The sequence below is a fragment of the Streptomyces sp. NPDC044002 genome (genome assembly GCF_056434525.1).
In genome coordinates, this window is sequence record NZ_JBWKEZ010000017.1 from 1 (window position 1) to 21,667 (window position 21,667).

Here is a 21,667-nt window from a genome sequence, read left to right on the forward strand (position 1 = left end):
TGGGGGGGGGGGGGTCTTCGGGGGCTCTTGTCTGGGGGACGCGGGCGTTCCCCCCCCCGCCCACGGGGGCAGAAAGGCACAAGGACCGCCGCCGCCCGCCGGTGCCGCGGTCAGCGGACGAGACCCCAGCGGAAGCCGAGTGCCACGGCGTGCGCCCGGTCCGAGGCGCCGAGCTTCTTGAACAGCCTGCGGGCGTGCGTCTTGACCGTGTCCTCGGAGAGGAAGAGCTCGCGCCCGATCTCCGCGTTGGACCGGCCGTGGCTCATGCCCTCCAGCACCTGGATCTCGCGCGCGGTCAGGGTGGGGGCGGCCCCCATCTCGGCCGAGCGGAGCCGGCGCGGGGCCAGTCGCCAGGTGGGGTCGGCGAGCGCCTGGGTGACCGTGGCCCGCAGCTCGGCGCGCGAGGCGTCCTTGTGCAGGTAGCCGCGGGCGCCGGCGGCGACCGCGAGGGCCACCCCGTCCAGGTCCTCGGCGACCGTCAGCATGATGATGCGGGCACCCGGGTCGGCGGACAGGAGCCGGCGGACCGTCTCGACACCGCCCAGGCCGGGCATCCGTACATCCATCAGAATCAGGTCGGAGCGGTCGGCGCCCCAGCGGCGGAGGACTTCCTCGCCGTTGGCAGCCGTCGTCACACGCTCGACGCCGGGCACGGTGGCAACCGCGCGACGGAGCGCCTCTCGGGCAAGCGGGGAGTCGTCGCAGACGAGGACGGAAGTCATGACCGCCCTCCGCAGCTGCTGATGCGCGTCACCTTGAGCCTCCAGGCTGGTACGTATCGTCACCTGTGCGGTCGATGCCCTCGGACACCTGTCCGGGAACCTCTCGTTTCAACCGCACTCGCTCTCTCAACGATGGTCACTCGAAAGAGTTACGGGTCGGACGGACACCTTCGGCACTCTACGTGAGGAACCGATCACCGCGCCGGAGCCACGCGCCGACTGTCCTCCATCTGGAGCTATGCCCTATTTGGCGGCTTTCCTTCCGTTTGCCATGTGTCTGAGGCTAGGGTCCCAATGAGTCATATTTACATCTACTACGACAGTAGGTGTGGAGACATGGACCGTATCCGCGTAGTACCCGGCACCAAGAGGACTACCAATGGCAGATTTCTCCCGCCTCCCCGGACCGAACGCCGACCTGTGGGACTGGCAGCTGCTGGCCGCCTGCCGCGGAGTCGACAGCTCCCTCTTCTTCCACCCGGAAGGCGAGCGGGGCGCGGCCAGGAGTGCGCGCGAGGCCTCGGCTAAAGAGGTCTGCATGCGCTGCCCGGTGCGTTCGGAATGCGCCGCGCACGCACTCGCCGTCCGAGAGCCCTACGGGGTCTGGGGAGGGCTCACCGAGGACGAACGCGAGGAACTGATGGGCCGCGCACGACACCGGCTGATCCCCGCCTCCAGCGCGATCGGCCCCGTCCCGCCGCACTGACCGCCAGAAGGAACGTTCCCTCACATCCGCCCGCACCCCCGCCGCGCCCCCGGCCACACCCCGGGCGCGGCGCCGCGGCTCGGAGCCGGGCCGTCACCCGTCCGGCCGTACGCCCCCCGTACGGTCAGCGGGCGGCGGCCCGCACCAGCTCACCCAGGGTCGCCGCCACCGCCGGCACGCGCGCCAGGTCGGGCAGCGTCAGCGCCACGACCTCCCGCTCCACGGCCGGCTCCACGGCCAGGGTGCTCACGCCCTTCGCCCGTACGGACTCCACCGCCAGCTCCGGCAGCACCGCCACCCCCAGCCCCGCCCCGACCAGCCCGACCACTGCGGGGTAGTCGTCGGTGGCGAAGTCGATCCGCGGGGTGAAGCCCGCCCCCTCGCACACCTCCACCAGGTGCCGGCGGCAGCGCGGACAGCCCGCGATCCAAGGCTCGTCGGCCAGCTCCGCCATGCCCACCCGGCCGGCGCCCGCCAGCCGGTGCCCCTCGGGCACCAGCCCGACGAGCCGGTCGGTCAGCAGCGGGGTGGCCACCAGGTCGTCCCACTCGGCCACGGCCGACGCCCCGGCGTAGCGGAAGGCCAGCGCCACGTCGCAGTCGCCCTCGCGCAGCATCTCCACCGACCGCGGGGGCTCCGCCTCCACCAGGGAGATGCGCGTACCCGGGTGCTCGGCGCGCATCGCCGCGAGCGCGGTGGGCACCAGCGTGGAGCTGCCGCTGGGGAAGGAGACGAGCCGGACCCGGCCCGCCCGCAGCCCGGCGATGGCCGCGACCTCCTCCTCGGCCGCCGTCAGCCCGGCCAGGATCCCGGCGGCGTGCCGCACCAGGGCCTCACCGGCCTGGGTCAGCCGCATCTCGCGGCCGGCGCGCACCAGCAGCGGGGTCCCGGCCGACTGCTCCAGGGCCTTCATCTGCTGGGAGACGGCGGGTTGGGTGCAGCCGAGCTCGCGGGCGGCGGCGGAGAAGGAACCGGTCCCGGCGACAGCGCGCAGGATCCGGAGGTGGCGTGCCTCGATCACCCTTCGAGCATAAGACCGGCTTTGACCGCGGCGCCAATCCCCCAGCCGCAGCTTTGGGAGGAGGCTCCGGGCGGGCGGCCCGCGCGGGTGTTCCGCGGGCCCCGGGGAACACGGGATCGCACGCGCGTGCCCGCGGAAGCCCGCCGGTCGGCGCGGGCGGCTATTTTGCGCACATGACGACTGCGCTGATCACTGGATCCACGGCGGGCATCGGCGCCGCCTTCGCCCGCCGGCTGGCCTCCCAGGGCCACAACCTCGTACTGGTGGCCCGTGACACCGAGCGGCTCGCCGAACAGGCGACCGAGCTGCACGACCGGCACGGCATCGAGGCCGAGGTGCTGGCCGCCGACCTCTCCACCGAGGAGGGCATCAAGGCCGTCGAGACCCGCCTCGGCGACCGCACGCACCCGGTGGACCTGCTCGTCAACAACGCGGGCTTCGGCAACAAGGGCCGCTACCTGGAAGTCTCCATGGCCGACGAGCTGACGATGCTGAAGGTGCACATCGAGGCGGTGCTGCGGCTGACCTCCGCGGCGACGGAGTCGATGCGCTCGCGCGGGCGCGGCGGGGTGGTGAACGTGGCCTCGGTCGCCGCCTTCGTGCCGCGCGGCACCTACGGCGCCAGCAAGGCCTGGGTCGTGCAGTTCACCCAGGGCGCGGCGCGGGACCTCGGCGGTTCCGGGGTCCGCCTGATGGCCCTGTGCCCCGGCTTCGTGCGGACCGAGTTCCACCAGCGGGCCGGCATGGGCACGGACAACATCCCGGGCTGGCTGTGGCTCGACGCGGACAAGCTGGTGGCCGCCGCGCTCGCCGACCTGGCGCGCGGCAAGACCGTGTCGATCCCGGACCCGCGCTACAAGGCGTTGATGGGCGTGGTGAAGCTGACGCCGCGCGGGCTGCTCGGCGGGGTCTCCTCCCGTACGGGCCGCAAGTACGGGCCCCAGTGACCCGCCGGTAGATCGGGCTGAACGGGTGAATCCTCCTTAAACTGGACACGTCCCATCCAGCACGGGGCCAGCACGGGAGCCCACCATGACATTCGTACAACTGGTTGATTACAGGACTCACCAGCCCGAGGCGATGAACGATCTGCTGGACAAGTACGTCGCCCAGAGCCAGGGCAAGCGCACCGTCACCCACAGCGTCGTGGGCAAGGACCGCGACCAGACGGACCACTACGTGAACTTCGTCGAGTTCCCTTCGTACGAGGAGGCCATGAAGAACTCCAACCTCCCCGAGACGGACCGAATGTTCCACGAGATGACGGCCTTGTGCGACGGCATGCCGACGTTCACCAACCTCGACACGGTCCGCGACGAGCACCTCAACACCCTGATGGTGAACCGGATGTACGACGACATCGCGATGAAGGGCGACATGTCCGTCATCGAGGAGATCTTCGCCCCGGACTACCACGACCACGACATCTCCAACCCCGAGGACAAGCACGGCTACGCCGCGATCCGCGAGGACACCGAGATGTGGCGCGCCGCCTTCGACTTCACCTTCACCCGTGACGCCCAGATGGCACAGGACGACTACGTCACCACCCTGTGGACCTGGACCGGCACGCACAAGGGCGAGTTCATGGGCGTCGCCCCCACCGGCAAGACCTGCACGATGACCGGCACCACGGTCTTCCGATGTCAGGACGGCAAGATCAAGGAAGGCTGGTGGCACTACGACGCCATGGCCGTGATGCGGCAGCTGGGCATGATGGAGTGACGCCCGCTCAGGCGACCCCGGACGGCGCCGGACGGCCCCGGACGACCCCGGAACGACCCCGGAACGGCCCCGGAAAGCGGGAAGGCCCCCGCCCCACCGTGTGAACGGCGGGGCGGGGGCCTTCTCGTCGAAGCGCGCGGACGCGTCAGCGTCAGTGGCTGTGGCCGTGACCGTGGCCGTGACCGGCCTCGGCCTCCTCCTCCGCCGGCTTCTCGACGACCAGGGTCTCGGTCGTGAGCAGCAGGGAGGCGATGGAGGCGGCGTTCTCCAGGGCGGAGCGGGTGACCTTGACCGGGTCGATGACGCCGGCCTTGACCAGGTCGCCGTACTCGCCGGTGGCGGCGTTGAAGCCCTGGCCCTTGTCGAGCTCGGCGACCTTCGAGGTGATGACGTAGCCCTCGAGGCCCGCGTTCTCGGCGATCCAGCGCAGCGGCTCGACGGCGGCGCGGCGGACCACGGAGACGCCGGTGCCCTCGTCGCCGGTCAGGCCGAGGTTGCCCTCCAGGACCTTGACGGCGTGGACGAGCGCGGAGCCACCGCCGGAGACGATGCCCTCCTCGACCGCGGCGCGGGTCGCGGAGATGGCGTCCTCAAGGCGGTGCTTCTTCTCCTTGAGCTCCACCTCGGTGGCGGCGCCGACCTTGATGACGCAGACGCCGCCGGCGAGCTTCGCCAGGCGCTCCTGCAGCTTCTCGCGGTCCCAGTCGGAGTCCGTGGCCTCGATCTCGGCCTTGATCTGGTTGACGCGGCCCGCGACGTCAGCGGCGTTGCCGCCACCGTCGACGATGGTCGTGTCGTCCTTGGAGATGGTCACGCGGCGCGCGGAACCGAGGACGTCCAGACCGGCCTGGTCGAGCTTGAGGCCGACCTCCTCGGCGATGACGGTGGCACCGGTGAGGGTGGCCATGTCCTGCAGCATCGCCTTGCGGCGGTCACCGAAGCCCGGGGCCTTGACGGCCACCGCGTTGAAGGTGCCGCGGATCTTGTTGACGACGAGGGTGGAGAGGGCCTCGCCCTCGACGTCCTCGGCGATGATCAGCAGCGGCTTGGAGCCACCCGCCTGGATGACCTTCTCCAGCAGCGGCAGGAGGTCCTGGATGGAGGAGATCTTGCCCTGGTTGATCAGGATGTACGGGTCGTCGAGGACGGCCTCCATACGCTCCTGGTCGGTGACCATGTAGGGGGACAGGTAGCCCTTGTCGAAGGCCATGCCCTCGGTGAACTCGAGCTCCAGGCCGAAGGCGTTGGACTCCTCGACGGTGATGACACCGTCCTTGCCGACCTTGTCCATCGCCTCGGCGATGAGCTCGCCGACCTGCGAGTCCTGCGCGGAGAGCGCGGCCACGGCGGCGATGTCCGACTTGTCCTCGATCGGGCGGGCGGTCGCGAGGAGGTCCTCGGACACGGCCTTGACCGCGGCGTCGATGCCCTTCTTCAGGGCGGCCGGGGAGGCGCCGGCGGCGACGTTGCGCAGACCCTCGCGGACGAGCGCCTGGGCCAGCACGGTGGCGGTGGTGGTGCCGTCACCCGCGATGTCGTTGGTCTTGGTCGCCACCTCCTTCACCAGCTGCGCGCCGAGGTTCTCGTACGGGTCGTCCAGCTCGACCTCGCGGGCGATGGTGACACCGTCGTTGGTGATGGTGGGGGCGCCGAACTTCTTGTCGATGACGACGTTGCGGCCCTTGGGGCCGATCGTCACCTTGACCGTGTCGGCAAGCTTGTTGACGCCGCGCTCGAGGGCGCGACGGGCGTCCTCGTCGAACTTCAGGATCTTCGCCATGGGAGCGGTTCAGCCCTCTCGAAAACTCGGGTTTAACGAACCGCGCCCCTCGCCGCCCGGCAATCAGCGGGGTGACCAGGGGCGCAGCTCAAGCAAACTTCTTGAAGCGAATTACTTCTCGACGATCGCGAGCACGTCGCGGGCCGAGAGGACGAGGTACTCCTCGCCGCTGTACTTCACTTCGGTGCCGCCGTACTTGCTGTACAGCACGATGTCGCCGACGGTGACGTCCAGCGGGAGACGCTGGCCGTCCTCGAAGCGGCCCGGGCCGACCGCGAGGACGACGCCCTCCTGGGGCTTCTCCTTCGCGGTGTCCGGGATGACCAGGCCGGAGGCCGTGGTCTGCTCGGCGTCGAGCGGCTGGACCACGATGCGGTCCTCAAGCGGCTTGATGGCAACCTTGGAGCTGGCGGTCGTCACGATCCGACCTCCCCCTTCGGAGATCCGGGGTTAACTGTCTGAGGTGGCGACCAGGTCGATCCGTCGTCGCGGGTGCCGGACCAGCCTGTCGCTGTGTTGGCACTCACCGGGGGCGAGTGCCAGGTGTGACACTATTCCGGCGATTAGCACTCGGTCAAGCGGAGTGCCAACACGGTCCGCTGGTTCCACGCATTCCGGCCGCCGAACCCCCCGTTCGGCTGAACCCCGACCGGCCGGGAACCGGACCGCGGCGCCCCGGGGCCCGAGGAGCCACTGCCCGGTATGTGAGGCTTGGGGCGTGCGCATCCTCGTGGTCGAAGACGAAGAGAACCTGGCCGAATCCCTCCGCCAGGGCCTGTCCGCCGAGGGCCACCAGGTCGAGCTCGCCCACGACGGCCACCGCGGCCTCGAACTGGCCCTCACCGGCGGACCGTACGACGCCGTCCTGCTCGACCTGATGCTCCCCGGCCCCGGCGGCGCCGAGATATGCGCCCGGATGCGGTCCCACGGCGACCCCACCCCCGTCCTGATGCTGACCGCCCGGGACGGCGAGCACGACGAGGCCGAAGGGCTCGACGCCGGCGCCGACGACTACCTCACCAAGCCCTTCTCCTTCCTGGTGCTCGCCGCCCGGCTGCGCGCCCTCGCCCGCCGCGCCGCCGCCCCCGAACCCACCGAGCTCCGGGCGGGGGACCTCTTCCTCGACCCGCTCGACCGCCGCTGCCGCCGCGGGAGCCGCGACATCGAACTCACCGCCCGCGAAGTCGGCGTCCTCGCCTGCCTGATGCGGCGCCCCGGCCGGGCCGTCGCCAAGCAGGACGTCCTCGACGAGGTCTGGGACGCCCCGCACGGCATCGACCCGAACATCGTCGAGGTCTACGTCTCCTCCCTGCGCAAGAAGATCGACGCCCCCTTCGGCCGCCGCTCCATCCTCACCGTCCACGGCACCGGCTACCGCATGGCTCCCGACGGTGGGTGAGGGGCCTGGGGTGGGTGAGGGGCCCGGGGCGGACGGCGGGAGCCGGCGCGGCGGGAGCGGGAGCGGCGGGAGCCGGCGCGGCCCCCTCGTGGGCAACCTGCGCGCGCGGACCGCCCTCGCCGCCGCCCTCGCGATGGCCGCGGTCCTCACCACCGGCGGGCTGTGGCTCCACAGCCTCATGCGCAGCAACCTCCTCGACAACACCACCGGCCGCACCGAGCTCGCCGCGCGGAAGGTCGCCGCCCAGCTCGACACCCGGACCCTCCCGCCCGGCGGCCGGCTGCCCGCGCCCGACGGCGGGGTCGACCTGGTCCTCGTACGCGACGCCCACGGCCGCGACGTCGCCAGCACCGCCGCCGGAACGCCCAAGGACCCCCCGCGCCTCGACGGACTGCGACCCGGCCCCGGCCAGGACTCCCGCTCGGCCGTACTGCCGCCCGCGCACCCCGGCGCGCAGCGGCGCGTGGTCGTCGCCGTCGAGGCCCCCGGCCCGCCCGGCGCGCACGATCCGCACACCGTCTACGCGGTGACCGTGCTCGGCGACGTCGACGACGCCACCCGCGCCATCGCCACCGGCCTCCTCGCCGGCGCTCCCCCGCTGACCGCCTTCGCGGCGGCCCTGGCCTGGTGGGCCACCGGCCGCGCGCTGCGCCCCGTCACCGCGATCCGCACCGGGCTCGCCGCCGTCACCGCGAGCGAGCTCGACCGGCGCGTCCCCGACCCCGGCGGCGGCGACGAGATCGCCCAGCTGGCCCGGACCGTCAACGACACCCTCGACCGACTGGAGCGCTCCGACGCCCGGCAGCGCCAGTTCACCGCCGACGCCTCGCACGAGCTGCGCAACCCGCTCGCCGCCGTCCGCTCCCGGCTGGAGGTGGCCCTCGCCATGGAGCGGCCCGACCGGGCGTCGGTCGCCGCCGCGCTGGCCGACACCGAGCGGCTCCAGCGGATCGCCGCCGACCTGCTGCTCCTGGCCCGCCTCGACGGCGGGCCCGCGCCCCGCCCCGAGCCGGTGGACCTCGCACTGCTGGCGGCCGAGGACGCGGCGCGGCGGCCCGCGCCCCGGGTGCCGCTGCGGCTGGAGGCGCCCGCGCCGGTGCCGGCGTACGGGGACCCGGCGCGGCTGGAGCGGGCCCTGGCCAACCTGGTGGACAACGCCCTGCGGTACGCGGACGCCGGGGTCGTGGTGCGGGCGGCCGCGCGGGACGGGCGGGCGGTGCTGGAAGTGGCCGACGACGGCCCGGGGATCCCGGAGGCGGACCGCGACCGGGTCTTCGAGCGGTTCGTACGCCTCGACGCGGACCGGGGCCGGGCCAGCGGCGGCACCGGCCTGGGCCTGGCCATCGCCCGGGAGATCGCGCGGGCCCACGGGGGCGGCGTACGCGCGCTCGGCGCGCCGGGCGGCCGGGGCGCGCTGCTGGAGCTGTGGCTGCCGTCCGGGCGGGACGGCCGCTGAGGGGGCCTTCAGGTTTCAGGATTCCTTCAGCGCCGCTGCGCCAGGATCGAGCGGCATGAGCGCTCAACGGAGGAAGACCGGCCACCGCAGGCTCTCACGGCGCCGACGGCTCGCACGCACACTGCTGATCACGGGCTGCGCGCTGACGGTGATGGCGGGCGGCGGCGCCTGGTACGTCTACCACGACCTCGCGTCCGGAATCGCCAGCTCCAAGGCCCTGGACGGCGCCGCGAAGTCGGCGCACGGCGATGTGAACATCCTGCTCATGGGCCTGGACAGCCGGCGCGACCAGAACGGCGACCCGCTGCCCGAGGAGGTCCTCGACAAGCTGCACGCGGGGAGCTCGGACATCGGCGGCTACAACGCGAACACCCTGATCCTGCTGCACGTACCGGGCGACGGCAGCGAGGCGAAGGCGTTCTCGATACCGCGCGACGACTTCGTGCAGATAGCCGGCGGACAGGGCCCCGGCCATCAGGACAAGGGCAACGGCAAGGACAAGATCAAGAAGGCGTACGGGCTGGCGAAGGCCGCCAAGGAGGAGCAGCTGTCCCGGGACGGCGTGCAGGACCGGCGCCGGCTGGAGCGGGAGGGGCGCGAGGCGGGGCGCCGGGCGCAGATCGAGACGGTGCGGAACTTCCTGGGCGTCCCGGTCGATCACTTCGCCGAGCTGAACCTGGCCGGCTTCTACCACCTCGCGGACGCGCTGGGCGGCGTACCGGTGTGCCTGAAGAAGCCGGTGAAGGACTCGTACTCGGGCGCCGACTTCCCGGCGGGCCGGCAGACCCTGAACGGCCGACAGGCCCTGGCTTTCGTACGGCAGCGGCACGGGCTGGAGATGGGCGACCTGGACCGGACGAAGCGGCAGCAGGCCTTCCTCGCGGGTGCGACGCAGAAGCTGAACTCGGCCGGGACCTTCACGGACCCGGTGAAGCTGCTCAAGCTGATCGACACGGCGAAAGAGGACGTCGTGACGGACGCGGGGTGGGACCTGCTGTCGTTCGTGAAGCAGGCGAAGAACCTGTCCGGGGGGAAAGTGCGGTTCACGACACTCCCCATCGAGGGCTTCGGAAGGAACCATGGGGAGGACATCAACGTCGTAGATGATATGAAGATAAAGCGCCTCATTGCCGAGCAGATCGGTCCCCGGTCGACCACTGCGACGACCCCGGGCGCCCCGGACGCCGCGCCGTCCTCTTCTCCCTCTCCTCCCTCTTCCTCCCCGTCTTCCCCTGCGTCTCCCCCGTCATCCGCCCCGCCTCCGCCCCAGCCCGAGAAGGGTGCGATCGACGGCGGCGGTATCCCGTGCGTGGACTGAGGCCCCTGACGGTGGCGGGCGCCCGCCGTCGCACCGAAGCGCTGCTGCTGCTCCTGGTCATCGGCATCGCCGTCTTCGGCCACGTCAGCGCCGGGCTGGCCATGAACGGCGAGCTGCCGCAGCACCTCACCAGCTTCGTCATCAGCATGACGCTGCTGTCCCTGGTGGGGCACCTGGGCATCCGCCGGTTCGCGGCGTACGCGGACCCGCTGATCTTCCCGCTCGCGATGCTGCTCACCGGGCTGGGGCTGGTGCTCATCCACCGGCTCGACCAGGGCTACATCGAGCGGTGGAACTCCACGGCCAACGCGCCCGACCAGCTGATGTGGACGGTGGTCGGCGTCGCCGCCTGCATCCTGGTGGTGGCGCTGCTGCGCGACCACCGGCTGCTCCAGCGCTTCATCTACATCACGATGGCCGTCGCGCTGGTGCTGCTGATCGCGCCGGCGTTCTTCGGCGCGGACACGTACGGCGCCAAGCGCTGGATCATCCTCTTCGGCTTCTCGCTCCAGCCCGGCGAGTTCGTGAAGATCATGATCGCGGTCTTCTTCGCGGGCTACCTGGTCATCCACCGCGACTCCCTGGCCCTGACCGGGCGGAAGTTCCTGGGCATGCGACTGCCGCCGATGCGGCAGCTCGGGCCGATCATCACGGTGTGGATCATCTCGCTGCTCGTGCTCGTCTTCGAGCGCGACCTCGGCACCTCGCTGATCTTCTTCGGTGTCTTCGTGGTGATGCTGTACGTGGCCACCGAGCGCACCAGCTGGATCGTGTGCGGCCTGCTGATGGCGGCCGTGGGCGCGTTCGTGGTCGGCTCGACGGAACCCCACGTCAAGGGCCGCGTCGCCGCCTGGCTGAACCCCCTGGCCGTGTACTCGCCGAACCCCCCGAAGGGCCTCGACTCGGAGCAGTCCGCCCAGGCGCTGTTCAGCTTCGGCACCGGCGGCGTCTCGGGCACCGGCCTCGGGATGGGGCACCCGGAGCTGATCAAGTTCGCGGGGCGCAGCGACTTCATCCTGACGACGGTGGGCGAGGAGCTCGGCCTGGCCGGGGTCATGGCCGTACTGATCATCTACGCCCTGCTCGTACAGCGGGGCCTGCGCATGGCGCTGGCCGCGCGGGACCCGTTCGGCAAGCTGCTGGCGGTGGGCCTCGCGGCGGCCCTGGCCCTCCAGGTCTTCGTGGTCGCGGGCGGCGTGACGGGCCTGATCCCCCTGACGGGCAAGGCCCTCCCCTTCCTGGCGAAGGGCGGCTCGTCACTGCTGGCCAACTGGATCATGATCGCCCTGCTGCTGCGCATCAGCGACAGCGCGGAACGCCAACGCGAAGCCGACGCGATGGGCCCGGCGGAAACGACGATCACCCCGGTGGTGACGGCGGGGGCGGGGGTCCGCTGAGGGGGGCTCGCGGTGCGGGGGGGGGGGGGGGGGGGGGGGGGGGGGGGGGGGGGGGGGGGGGGGGGGGGGGGGGGGGTCCCCCCCCCGCCGGGCATCCAGGCCCGTCCAGTCCCGATCCGGGACCCGGGCTCACTCCAGAGACTTGAGCTCCTCCAGACCGTCCGCGACCAGCAACGGCGTGAACTCCACGACCGTATGTGTCGCGACGCCGTTGACGGCATACGGATCACCGGCGAGAAGGCCGTCAAGGTCTTCCCTGGGCATCCGAGGGGCAAGGTAGACACCGCCGACCAAAGGCACCTGCCGTCCGGCCACCAGCAGCAGACGGCGTGAAATGAGGTCGTTCAGCCACTCGCCGTGGGCCGGTCGCCACGGGTCGACTTCATCCAGCGGAACCGTGTAGCTCACCGTGACAACAAACATGTCCGAACCGTAAGGGGAAGCCCAGGGCTTCTGCGACCCGATTCCACGAGGCGGAGGACAGGCCCTAATGGCCGTAAGGGCTGCGCATGTTCACGAAGCGGAGTTCCACATCGGTGGTCAGGTAGTCCATTCGACGCTCCCAGAAGTCCTGCATGTGCGGGAGCGCCAGGTGGGCGTCCAGGTCGGCCTGGGTGCGCCACACCTCGTAGAACACGAAGACACCGGGCTCCTCCTTGTCCTCGTGGAAGTGGTACTCCAGGCAGCCCGGTTCCTTCCGGGTGGGCTCCACGAAGGAGAGCAGGAGCTCCATGACCTCCTGGGCGCGTTCCGGCTTGGAGCGGGCGATGCCGACGAGCGAGACGAGCTGGTCCATCAAGGTTCTCCCCCACAGATAGGTACGATCGAGTTCGTACCTATCGGACGCTAGCAGCCGCCGGAGGTAAGATCCAATCCATACCTGAGGGAGGAGGCCGCCATCATGCCCGACGACGAGGGTCACCCGACCGTCGAAGAGATCGAGCTCGGCAGGGTGCTGTCCGCGCTCGCCGATCCCCTGCGCCGCCGTGTGGTGCGCGAGCTGGCCGTTGCCCCGGAAGGCACGGCGCGCACCTGCGCCTCCTTCTCCCTGCCGGTCTCCAAGGCGACGGTCACCCACCACTTCCGCACCCTGCGGGAGGCCGGCCTGATCCACCAGGTCGACCGGGGCAATAGCCGGATGGCAGGCCTGCGTCGAGCCGACATCGAGGCCCGCTTCCCCGGACTCCTAGCCATCCTGACGGCCGAGTAGCGCCCCCCCCCGGCCGGGGCGTTCACCCCCCGGTACCCGTGCGGGCGCCGTACTTGCCTCCCCGCGAGGCCAGCTCCTTGACCACCACGGCGGTGCGTCCGGTGAGGCAGGCGCGGCGCAGGGTGTCGTCGCGGCGGGTGAACTGGGCCACCGCGCCCTTGCGTCCGAGCGTGACGGCCCGGGCCACGTACCGCAGTGCGTACGGTTCGGGCTCCCGGCCGCCGGTCAGGCGGACCAGGGTGTCGGCGGCGTGGGCGGCCTGCGGGCCGGCGAGAGCGCAGGCGAAGCGGGCGCCGGGCACCGCCGCGCAGTCGCCCACGACGAAGATCCGTCCGTCGTCGACGCTGCGCAGGCACTCGTCCACGAGCGCCCGCCCGCGCGCGTCGACCGTGAGGCCGCTGCGCGCGGCCAGGTCGGGTACGTCGGACACGATCGCCCACAGGGTCAGGTCGGAGGCGGCCACCGCCCCGGAGCGCAGGTGCACGACTCCGCCGGCGGCCTCCGTGACGGTGTCGTCCACCACCTCGACCCCCAGGCGCTCAAGTCCGGTGCGGGCCTTGGTCCGCGCCCGGTCGGAGAAGCCGTCGGCGACCGACGGGCCGATGATCCGTACGCGCAGGTCGGGCCGGGCCTCAGCCACCTCGGCCGCCGTCTCGATGCCGGTCGCGCCGCCGCCGATCACGGTGACCGTGCTGCCCGCGGGCAGGGCACCGAGCTCCGCGCGGGCCTGTTCCGCGCCCTCCCAGGTCCCGACCGGGACGGTTCCGGCCATGGCCCGGACCGTGCTGCCGACGGCCAGGAACGCGTGGTCGAAGTCGAGCCTCTCCCCGCCCGCCAGGGTGACGTGCCCGTCGCCCACCTTCTCGACGGTGGCGACCCGGACGGTGATCCCGGGGCGCAGCATCGACGCGAGGGGCGTCGCCGTGGCGGCGGTCCCGGCGACCTGCTGGTGGAGCCGTACGCGTTCCACGAAATCGGCGCGCGGGTTGACCACCGTGACCTCCGCGCCCTTCACCTTCTTGGCGATCCGGTTCGCCGCGAGCATCCCCGCGTAGCCGGCGCCCACCACCACGACCTTCATGTCGTCCTCCTCGTCAACGCGACTGGTCGGACATGAGATGCCGGCCGGGCCGCGCTTGTGACAGGGAGCCGCACGTGTCGCGCGTCACAGGACGGGAGCCGCGGGGGCTGTCACAAAGCAGCGGGATTCGGCGTCGTATGCGCGACATGGCCACGCACGAAGGAACCAGGAGACCGCACATGAACGAGGACGGCCGTCCCGACCCCGCCACCGAGGCGTTCGTCAGCCACCGCAAGCTGCTGTTCACCGTCGCCTACGAAATGCTCGGCTCGGCCGCGGACGCGGAGGACGTCCTCCAGGAGACCTGGCTGCGCTGGGCGGGGGTCGACCTCGAAACGGTGCGGGAGCCGCGCGCGTACCTGGTCCGGATCGCGACCCGGCAGTCCCTCGGCCGGCTGCGCGCGCTGAGCCGGCGCAAGGAGACCTACGTGGGCCCCTGGCTGCCGGAACCGCTGCTGACCGCGCCGGACGTGGCCGAGGACGTCGAGCTGGCCGACAGCGTCTCGATGGCGATGATGCTGGTCCTGGAGACGCTGACGCCGACCGAGCGGGCGGTGTTCGTCCTGCGCGAGGTGTTCGACCTGGGGTACGAGGAGATCGCGGAGGCCGTGGAGAAGAGCCCGGCGGCGGTCCGCCAGATCGCCCACCGGGCACGGTCGCACGTCGCCGCGCGCCGGCCGCGCGGAGTCGTCTCCGCGACCGAGACCCGCGCCGCCCTCGACGCCTTCCGTCGGGCACTGGAGACGGGCGACCTCCAGGGCCTGGTCGACCTCCTCGCACCGGACGTCGTCGCCCTCAGCGACGGCGGCGGCATCAAGCAGGCCATGCCGCGACCGGTCGTGGGCGCCGAGAAGGTGGCCCGCCTGCTGGCGGCCGGCGTCGCCGCCTTCGGCCCGCTGATGACCGCGGAGCCGACCCGGGTCAACGGCCACCCGGCGCTCCTGATGCGGATCGACGGCGAGGTCGAGATGGTCGTGGCACTGCGGATCGACGACGGCCTCGTGACGGGCCTCTACTCGGTCCGCAACCCGCAGAAACTGACGCGCATGGAGCACGAGACGGCGCTGGGGCGGTGACCCTCCGGGGGCAGAGCGGGGCTCGCGGTGCGGGCCCGCTATCTCCCCCTCGACCCCGTGGGGTCGGGCGGTGGTTGCCCACCCGCCTCCCTGGGTGCGGGCCGGGGGCCGGGTGGGCGGTAGCCCCTTGGGCGGTCTCAGGGAGGGTTGGGGGCTTCCCGTCAGTCCCATCGTCCTTCCGGTTCGGGCCGGTCCCTCAAGGGCGCTCCTTCGTCGCGTCGCTACGCGATCGCCTACGGCGACCCTTGACCGACCGACCCGAACCGGAAAGCCGAAAGACTGCCGGGAAACCCCCAAAGAAACGGCACGGTCCATGGTTGGAGGAGCGGCCGTGTCAGTGATGAAGCGAGGCGCCGGGCGCCGGCCCACCGGGCATCCGGGCCCTCAGATGCCCGGTTTCCGGGCCAGGGGCGCGACTACCCGCACGAGAGGCCGACCAGAGCGACCTGGGAAGCCCCCAGCCGCGCCAGATCGCTACGCGCTCCTCACATCTCAGCGTCCGACGACCGCCTGTGGCCGATACCCGCACCAGAGGGCGAAAACAGCAGCCCAGGGAGCCGACAGGCGCGACAGATCGCTACGCGCTCCTCTGGTCTCGGCGGCCGACGGCCGTCCTGGGCTGGTGGTCAGCGGGTTGGATGTTGGTGACGGCCGTGGTGAACTCACGGCCCGAGGCGCCCCGGATGTAGGCGAGCTCCATCCAGCGCTCGTGGACGGGAGAGTCCGAGACGTTCTCGTTGATCACGGCCATCAGCTCCCCCTCTGCACCGGACGCGATGTCGCGCACGCGACGGCGCAGGAGGCGGTGAGGGACGTACTCGTACCGCTCAGTCATTCGGCGACTCCGGCACCTCGGCCGCACTGCGCGTGAACCGCTGCCACCCAGCAGCCGCGCGGGCGGTCAGCTCGGCGCTGAGACCCGGCTGCCATCCCGGCCGCCAGGGCGGATCCTCGCCGTCCGGCCGTTCGGCACAACGGCAGGGCACGAGCAGTCGTGTGCGGCGGGCGGAGCCGGCTCCGTTGTTCTTCTCGTCCATGACGGCTTCTCCTGGTCGGTTCAGTGGGACGAGCTGCATGCCCAGTGAACGCCCAGCGGACGGCTGACGGGGAGGGCGAACCGGTCGCGTTCAAGTCGCGGCCACCCGGACGAAATTGCGCGGGCTTTACGCAGCCGGAAGCGCCTGGATACCGTCCGGATCTACCGTGGCCTCATGGCGGCGAACGCGGAGTTGGCGGCGCGCATGGCAGAACTGCAGCTCACCCGTGCCGAGCTGGCAGAACGCATGAATGACGCGATTGAACGGCTCACCGGGAGGCGGGGGCTCGTCACCGATCGGACCGTGCGCCGCTATCTCAGCGGGGAATCTCGTCGGCCACAGGGGCGCCAGCGCATCGCTCTGGAAGCGGTGTTCGGTTGTACCGCCGAAGCCCTCGGCTTCGATGCGCCCTCGGGCGACCTGGAGGAGCCCTTGCACCGCCGTACCTTCATAGCGGTCGCTGCCGGATCAGCCGTGACCGCCGCCGTGGCGTCCCGCCCCACCATCGGCAGCACGGACATCAACAGGCTCGGCACGGAGCTCGTCCGTCTGATCGCCATGGACGACGTGAAGGGCGGCGGCACCCCGGCAGAGGCTCGCGCCCTCGGCTTGGCACGCCACACCATGGACCTCCAGCAGAACGGCAGTGCCACTCAGCGTGTCCGCGGGCACCTTTACGCACTGGCCGCGGCCTTCACGGCTGCGGCCCTCTGGGCCGCAGTCGACTCCCGCCAGCTCGACCGCGCGCAACGCCATCTGGAGAGTGCCGTCACCCTCGCCGGGCTCTCAGGCGACGGCCAAGTCCAGCACCAGGTGTGGCGCTACGCCGCCATGCTCGCCGACCAGCGCGGACGCCATGCCGACGCCGTTGCCGCCGCCGAAGCGGCCATGACCACCAGCGTGCACCGCAACGATCCGTTGTACGCATCTCTCAGTCACGCCCGCCTCGCTCTGGCCCTGCCCGGAACGGGCGACCAAGACCGAGCCCTGCGCTCCCTCGACCGAGCCGCAGACTCCTTCGCCCGGGCAGACCTCACGCGCCGCCGGCCGGCCTCCATGGATTTCTTCACCCACGGGGAGCTCGACGGCCTGACAAGCATCGCGCACCTGCGCCTGGGCCGTGCCGAGGAGGCGGAGTACCACGCCTACCGCTGTCTCGGTGCCCTCCGCGCCGACCAGCACCGCAATCGTGCCTACTACACGGCGCACGCCGCCCTGGCCCAGCTGGCCCAAGGGGACGCGGAGCAGGCCTGCGCGACCGCACAGGCGGCGATCCCGCCTCCCGGCTCAGCGGACACCGGCCGCATCCACCATCTGATCCGCACTTTTACCACCGCCCTCAACGGCCTCGCGCCCGGCGCCGAAATCACCCGCACCTGGAACCAGCAGAGGAGTCCCGCGTGACGCTCGAACTCGTCCACCACGACCACACCACTGCGAAGGCCATACGCCAAACCCTCATCGATGTACACGCCGAGGTCTACGCAGCGCAGATGGACGACCCGTTCGTGCAGCGGTTCCCTTGGTTCGTCGACCACTGGAGCGAGAACCCCGGCTTCACCTGCGTCATCGGCTATGACGAGGGCGAACCGGTCGGCTACGCCTACGGCGCCGCCCAGCGCGAGGGCGCCGAATGGTGGCAGGGCCACCACACCGCTCCCCGGCCGGCTTCCGGAACCCGCACGTACGCGGTGTCCGAGATCATGGTTCGTCGCCAGTGGCGCAAGACCGGCACGGCCCACCGCATCCACGAAGCCCTCCTGGCCGAACGGCCCGAAGCCCTCTCGGTCCTCCTGGTCGACACCGCCCACCCCAAGGTCCGGAGCCTCTACGAATCCTGGTCCTACACCCAGGTCGGCACCCAACAGCCCTTCCCTGACAGTCCCCTCTTCGCCGTCATGGTCCGCGCCCTTCGTCCGTGAGGGGCAGGACGCGCCTTGCGAACAACAGCCCAAGAGCAGCGGCGGACGCCGAGAAATGAGGAGCGCGTAGCGATCCGATGCGCCTACCGCTGCCGAATGGGCCTCTGATCAACATTTGGCACGGGTATCGGCCCCAGACGGTCGCCGGACGCTGAGAAAAGAGAAGCGCGTAGCGATCTGTCGCGCCTGGGGGCTTCCCAGGGGGCCCTGATCGGCCTCTCGTGCGGGTAGCCGCTCCCCTGGCCCGGAATCGGGACTGGACGGGCCCGGATGCCCGGCCGGCCGACGCCCGGCCCCTCGCCCATCGCTGAGGGACCCGTCCCTCCGACTATCGACCGTGCCGTTTCTTTGGGGGTTTCCCGGCAGTCTTTCGGCTTTCCGGGGCGGGTCGGCCTGTCAAGGGTCGCCGAAGGCGATCACGAAGTGACGCGACGAAGGAGCGCCCTTGACAGGCCGGCACGACACGGAAGGACGATGGGACTGACGGGAAACCCCCAACCCGCTCTGAGGCCGCCCAGGGGGATACCGCTTCCCCGGCCCCCGGCCCGCAGACAAGGGGGCGGGTGGGCAACCACCGCCCCACCCCACGGGGTCGAGGGGGAGATAGCGGGCCCGCACCGCGAGAACCCACCGCGAGCCCCCTACAGGTAGTCCTCCAGGCGGCCGATCTTGTACCCCTGGTCCTGTATGCGCTGGAGCATCTTGGTCGTCATCTGGGTTTCCGTCGCGCCCTTGAGCTCCGACGGGCCGCGGAAGTGGGCCAGGATGATGTCGCCCGGCTTGAGGGCGGAGCCCTCCGCGTACTGGAAGTCGTTTATCTGCATCGACGCCCGCCACAGGACCACCGTCGGGGCACCGCATTCGGCGGCGGCCTTGAGGGTGTCGTCGTTGTAGTTCCCGAACGGCGGGCGGAAGAGCGGGGGCCGCTTGCCGAAGCGCTTCTCCAGGTGGTCCTGCTGCCCGCATATCTCCTTCTTCTGCGCCGCGAAGGGCAGGGTGCGGAGGTTCGGGTGGGTCAGGGTGTGGTTGTTGACCGTGCTGCCGGAGCCGTTGTCGCGGAGCTTCTCGAAGTGGCCGTAGTCCGAGGAGGCCACGTTGTCCGTCAGGAACATGCTGATCGGCAGCTTCAGGTCGGCCGCCATCTTCAGGAACTCGGGGTCCTTCTCCGCACCGTCGTCGAAGGTCAGGAAGACGACCTTTTCCGTCGGCGCGACGGGTATTCGGTCCAGCACGGCGGCCTTGCCCGGGGTGGCCTTGGGGAGTTGGGGCTTCTGCGCCGGCTTGGGGGCGTACTGGAGGGGGGCCTTCAGGCCCCACTTCCGGTACGCCTCGTCCCCCGCCGCACCGGCCTGCGCGGAGCTCGCCGCGGGGGCCGGCGCGGACGGGGAGGTGGACGGGGACGCGCTGTCCGGCGCGGTCTTGCGGCCCAGCCGTTCGATGGGGTCCACGCTGTTCCCGCACCCCGTCAGGGACAGCGCGAGCGCGCCGGCCGTCAGCGTCCCGGCTACCAGCCGGCGCGCGTACCTCACAAGTAGTCCTCCAGGCGGGCCACGGCATATCCCTTGTCCGTGACGGTCTTCATGACATGACGGATCATGTCAGGCATCGTGCCCTTCCAGTCCTCCCGGCCCCGGAAGTGCGTGAGGATGATGTCGCCGGGATGGAGGTCGCGGTCCCATTCGCGGTAGTCCATCCGGTTCACGAACGCCTCGGCGTTCCACAGCGGAACCGCCTTGATGCCGCAGGACTTGGCGGCCTTCAGGGTGTCCTGGTTGTAGTTGCCGTACGGCGGGCGGAAGAGCGAGGGCCGCTTGCCGAACTGCTTCTGGATGGTGTCCTGCTGGCCGCAGATCTCCTCACGCTGCTGCTCGTACGAGAGGCCGGGCATGTAGCGGTGGTTGAGGGTGTGGTTGTTCAGGGTGACGCCCGCGGCCTGCATCTCCTTGAAGTAGGGGTAGTTGTCGCGCACGAGGTAGTCGCTGAGGAACGCCGTGTAGGGGATCTTCAGCTCGCTCATCATCCTGATGAACTCGGGGTCCTTCTCGGCCCCGTCGTCCACGGTCAGGAAGACGACCTTGTCCTCGGTCGGGACGGTGGTGAAGACCGGGGGCAGTTCGTCCTGGTCCTCGACCTCGAAGCCCTCGCGCGTGGTGATCTCGGGCTTCGTCTTCGGTGCGGCCGGGGCCAGGAGCGGTGTCTTGGCCAGTCGCCACTTCTTCGCGGCGGCGATCCGGGCCTGCTGGGCGGCCTTGAGCTTCTCGGCGGAGTTGGCGAGCGCACCGGCCGCGCCGCCCGCCTCCGCCCCCTGGCCGGGCTTGCCCTTGGCCGGCTTCTCGGGCTCCGTGGCCCCGCACCCCGTACCCAGGGCGGCGACCAGCAGTGCGGCCAGGGCCACCCCGTACCGGCCGCGCGGGGGCCGCGCGGACCGGTGACCAAACTGCGAACTATTTCCCTTTTGTCGTACAAGCTGCATAGCAGCGGATGTTTTCACCATCCGACTCCACGTCCCGGGCGACACCACGGCCGGACGCCCGCCTTCCACCGGCTGGCCCACAATGAACCGGTGACCCCCGAAGACTTCGCCGCGCTCCTCACCCCCGAGGGCCGCGCCCTCCTCGACTCCCTCCGCGACTACGACCCCGCACAGGAGCTGGCCGTGGCCACCCGGCTGCGCCGCGAGCACCCCGCCGGGCTGGTGTCGGCCGCGCTGGGGCAGGCCCGGCTGAGGCAGCGGGCGGTGGCGAAGTTCGGGGCCGAGGACGCCTTCCGGATGTACTTCACGCCCGGCGGCGGGGAGATGGCCACCCGCGCGCCGGTGGCCGCGTACCGGGCGGAACGGCTCCACGGGCTCGGCGTACGGAGCGTCGCGGACCTGTGCTGCGGGATCGGCGGGGACGCGCTGGCGCTCGCGCGGCGCGGGATCCGGGTGCTGGCGGTGGACCTCGACCCGCTGACGGTGGCCGTCGCGCGGGCCAACGCCGAGGCGCTGGGGCTGGCGGACCTGATCGAGGTCCGGGAGGCGGACGTGACGGCGGTCGACGTGTCCGCGTACGACGCCGTCTTCCTCGACCCCGCGCGGCGCGGCGGGCGCGGGCGGATCTTCGACCCCGAGTCGTACTCGCCGCCGCTGTCGTGGGCGGTGGAGACGGCGCGGGCGGCGAAGTTCGCCGCCATCAAGATCGCGCCCGGGATCCCGCACGAGGCGGTGCCGGCGGAGGCCGAGGCCGAGTGGATCTCCGACCACGGGGACGTGAAGGAGGCCGTGTTGTGGTTCGGCACCGCCCCCGGCACGGTACGGGCCACCCTGCTGCCGGGGCCGGTGGGGCTGGAGACCGCCGAGCCGCTGCCGGACCCGGAGGCGGGGCCGGTCGGGCGCTGGCTGTACGAGCCCGACGGGGCGGTGATCCGGGCGCACCTCGTCGCGGAGGTGGCCGCGCGGCTGGACGGGCGGCTCATCGACCCGACCATCGCGTACATCACGGCCGACGAGCTGCGGGAGACGCCGTACGCGACGGCGTACGAGATCACGGACGTGCTGCCGTTCGGGCTGAAGAAGCTGAAGGCGCTGCTGCGGGAGCGGGAGGTCGGGATCCTGACGGTGAAGAAGCGGGGGTCCGCGATCGAGCCGGAGGAGCTCCGCAAGAAGGTGAAGCCGCAGGGTCCTAACTCGGCGACGGTGTTCCTGACGCGGGTGGCGGGGGCGCCGGCGATGCTGATCGGCCGTCCGGCCGGCGGTCGGGGGTAGCGGGGTTCCGTGCCGCGCCGCCGCGCGAGCGGCCCCGGGCTTCGGGGCTCTGCCCCGGACCCCGCGCCTCAA

General features: G+C 71.4%; 23 protein-coding genes. 12 read left to right on the top strand and 11 right to left on the bottom strand.

What is annotated here, in order from left to right; translation table 11 throughout:
* Positions 1-110 precede the first annotated feature (110 nt).
* Complete coding sequence (locus tag AC07A6_RS15220; protein WP_003948568.1) at positions 111-722, bottom strand: response regulator transcription factor; 612 nt, start codon at positions 720-722, stop codon at positions 111-113.
* 379 nt (positions 723-1,101) lie between these two features.
* Here AC07A6_RS15220 and AC07A6_RS15225 point away from each other — a divergent pair, with 379 nt between their 5' ends.
* The gene (locus AC07A6_RS15225) at positions 1,102-1,428 is read left to right on the top strand and encodes a WhiB family transcriptional regulator (RefSeq protein ID WP_362460698.1); all 327 of its coding nucleotides are present in this window, start codon (positions 1,102-1,104) and stop codon (positions 1,426-1,428) included.
* A gap of 124 nt (positions 1,429-1,552) precedes the next feature.
* Here AC07A6_RS15225 and AC07A6_RS15230 read toward each other — a convergent pair whose 3' ends face one another.
* Positions 1,553-2,449, bottom strand: coding sequence for a LysR family transcriptional regulator (locus AC07A6_RS15230; RefSeq protein WP_362460696.1), 897 nt, complete (start codon positions 2,447-2,449; stop codon positions 1,553-1,555).
* Between the two features lie 173 nt (positions 2,450-2,622).
* Here AC07A6_RS15230 and AC07A6_RS15235 point away from each other — a divergent pair, with 173 nt between their 5' ends.
* Both AC07A6_RS15235 and AC07A6_RS15240 read left to right on the top strand, forming a co-directional pair.
* Positions 2,623-3,396, top strand: coding sequence for an SDR family NAD(P)-dependent oxidoreductase (locus AC07A6_RS15235; protein ID WP_362460693.1), 774 nt, complete (start codon positions 2,623-2,625; stop codon positions 3,394-3,396).
* 85 nt (positions 3,397-3,481) lie between these two features.
* On the top strand, positions 3,482-4,174 hold the full coding sequence (locus AC07A6_RS15240; RefSeq protein ID WP_478777395.1) for an ester cyclase: 693 nt from the start codon (positions 3,482-3,484) through the stop codon (positions 4,172-4,174).
* 151 nt (positions 4,175-4,325) lie between these two features.
* Here the strand turns inward: AC07A6_RS15240 and groL are convergent, their stop codons facing one another.
* Both groL and groES read right to left on the bottom strand, forming a co-directional pair.
* On the bottom strand, positions 4,326-5,954 hold the full coding sequence (gene groL, locus AC07A6_RS15245) for a chaperonin GroEL (protein ID WP_362460685.1): 1,629 nt from the start codon (positions 5,952-5,954) through the stop codon (positions 4,326-4,328).
* Between the two features lie 111 nt (positions 5,955-6,065).
* Positions 6,066-6,374 carry a co-chaperone GroES gene (groES, locus tag AC07A6_RS15250; protein WP_030011064.1) on the bottom strand — a complete coding sequence of 103 codons (309 nt, stop codon included), beginning with the start codon at positions 6,372-6,374 and terminating at the stop codon, positions 6,066-6,068.
* Positions 6,375-6,672: 298 nt separating this feature from the next.
* Between groES and AC07A6_RS15255 the strand changes: the two genes are divergently transcribed.
* From AC07A6_RS15255 to AC07A6_RS15270, 4 genes are read left to right on the top strand one after another with little or no spacing between them, the layout of a single operon-like run.
* A complete protein-coding gene (locus tag AC07A6_RS15255; protein ID WP_478777396.1) occupies positions 6,673-7,353 on the top strand; it encodes a response regulator transcription factor in 681 nt (226 codons plus the stop codon).
* Positions 7,354-7,363: 10 nt separating this feature from the next.
* The gene (locus AC07A6_RS15260; protein WP_478777397.1) at positions 7,364-8,809 is read left to right on the top strand and encodes a sensor histidine kinase; all 1,446 of its coding nucleotides are present in this window, start codon (positions 7,364-7,366) and stop codon (positions 8,807-8,809) included.
* A 55-nt stretch (positions 8,810-8,864) separates the two neighbouring features.
* Entirely contained in the window at positions 8,865-10,127 is a 1,263-nt protein-coding gene (locus tag AC07A6_RS15265) for an LCP family protein (protein ID WP_478777398.1), read from the top strand.
* Positions 10,115-11,524 (top strand): FtsW/RodA/SpoVE family cell cycle protein, encoded by a 1,410-nt coding sequence (locus tag AC07A6_RS15270; RefSeq protein WP_478777399.1) that lies wholly within the window; start codon positions 10,115-10,117, stop codon positions 11,522-11,524. Before AC07A6_RS15265 ends, AC07A6_RS15270 begins: the two co-directional genes overlap by 13 nt.
* 129 nt (positions 11,525-11,653) lie before the next feature.
* Here the strand turns inward: AC07A6_RS15270 and AC07A6_RS15275 are convergent, their stop codons facing one another.
* Entirely contained in the window at positions 11,654-11,947 is a 294-nt protein-coding gene (locus AC07A6_RS15275) for a YciI family protein (RefSeq protein WP_362460669.1), read from the bottom strand.
* Between the two features lie 64 nt (positions 11,948-12,011).
* Positions 12,012-12,320: a putative quinol monooxygenase gene (locus AC07A6_RS15280; RefSeq protein WP_478777400.1), complete on the bottom strand. Its 309-nt coding sequence runs from the start codon at positions 12,318-12,320 to the stop codon at positions 12,012-12,014.
* A gap of 105 nt (positions 12,321-12,425) precedes the next feature.
* Between AC07A6_RS15280 and AC07A6_RS15285 the strand changes: the two genes are divergently transcribed.
* Entirely contained in the window at positions 12,426-12,734 is a 309-nt protein-coding gene (locus AC07A6_RS15285) for an ArsR/SmtB family transcription factor (RefSeq protein ID WP_125817832.1), read from the top strand.
* Between the two features lie 22 nt (positions 12,735-12,756).
* On the opposite strand, the gene AC07A6_RS15290 is transcribed toward AC07A6_RS15285, so the two are convergent.
* A complete protein-coding gene (locus AC07A6_RS15290) occupies positions 12,757-13,815 on the bottom strand; it encodes an NAD(P)/FAD-dependent oxidoreductase (protein WP_478777401.1) in 1,059 nt (352 codons plus the stop codon).
* A 179-nt stretch (positions 13,816-13,994) separates the two neighbouring features.
* On the opposite strand from AC07A6_RS15290, the gene AC07A6_RS15295 reads away from it, so the two are divergent.
* Complete coding sequence (locus AC07A6_RS15295) at positions 13,995-14,891, top strand: RNA polymerase sigma-70 factor (RefSeq protein ID WP_478777402.1); 897 nt, start codon at positions 13,995-13,997, stop codon at positions 14,889-14,891.
* 577 nt (positions 14,892-15,468) lie between these two features.
* Here the strand turns inward: AC07A6_RS15295 and AC07A6_RS15300 are convergent.
* Positions 15,469-15,726: a hypothetical protein gene (locus AC07A6_RS15300; RefSeq protein WP_478777403.1), complete on the bottom strand. Its 258-nt coding sequence runs from the start codon at positions 15,724-15,726 to the stop codon at positions 15,469-15,471.
* Positions 15,719-15,928: a hypothetical protein gene (locus AC07A6_RS15305; protein WP_362460651.1), complete on the bottom strand. Its 210-nt coding sequence runs from the start codon at positions 15,926-15,928 to the stop codon at positions 15,719-15,721. Before AC07A6_RS15305 ends, AC07A6_RS15300 begins: the two co-directional genes overlap by 8 nt.
* 174 nt (positions 15,929-16,102) lie before the next feature.
* On the opposite strand from AC07A6_RS15305, the gene AC07A6_RS15310 reads away from it, so the two are divergent.
* Together AC07A6_RS15310 and AC07A6_RS15315 are read left to right on the top strand one after the other, a co-directional pair.
* Positions 16,103-17,332 carry a Tat pathway signal protein gene (locus tag AC07A6_RS15310; protein WP_478777404.1) on the top strand — a complete coding sequence of 410 codons (1,230 nt, stop codon included), beginning with the start codon at positions 16,103-16,105 and terminating at the stop codon, positions 17,330-17,332.
* The gene (locus AC07A6_RS15315) at positions 17,329-17,850 is read left to right on the top strand and encodes a GNAT family N-acetyltransferase (RefSeq protein ID WP_478777405.1); all 522 of its coding nucleotides are present in this window, start codon (positions 17,329-17,331) and stop codon (positions 17,848-17,850) included. Before AC07A6_RS15310 ends, AC07A6_RS15315 begins: the two co-directional genes overlap by 4 nt.
* 641 nt (positions 17,851-18,491) lie before the next feature.
* Here the strand turns inward: AC07A6_RS15315 and AC07A6_RS15320 are convergent.
* Both AC07A6_RS15320 and AC07A6_RS15325 read right to left on the bottom strand, forming a co-directional pair.
* Positions 18,492-19,361, bottom strand: a complete 870-nt coding sequence (locus AC07A6_RS15320; protein WP_362460712.1) for a polysaccharide deacetylase family protein — start codon at positions 19,359-19,361, stop codon at positions 18,492-18,494.
* Positions 19,362-19,375: 14 nt separating this feature from the next.
* Positions 19,376-20,323 carry a polysaccharide deacetylase family protein gene (locus AC07A6_RS15325; RefSeq protein WP_478777406.1) on the bottom strand — a complete coding sequence of 316 codons (948 nt, stop codon included), beginning with the start codon at positions 20,321-20,323 and terminating at the stop codon, positions 19,376-19,378.
* Positions 20,324-20,413: 90 nt separating this feature from the next.
* Between AC07A6_RS15325 and AC07A6_RS15330 the strand changes: the two genes are divergently transcribed.
* The gene (locus AC07A6_RS15330; protein ID WP_478777407.1) at positions 20,414-21,595 is read left to right on the top strand and encodes a class I SAM-dependent methyltransferase; all 1,182 of its coding nucleotides are present in this window, start codon (positions 20,414-20,416) and stop codon (positions 21,593-21,595) included.
* Positions 21,596-21,667 lie beyond the last annotated feature (72 nt).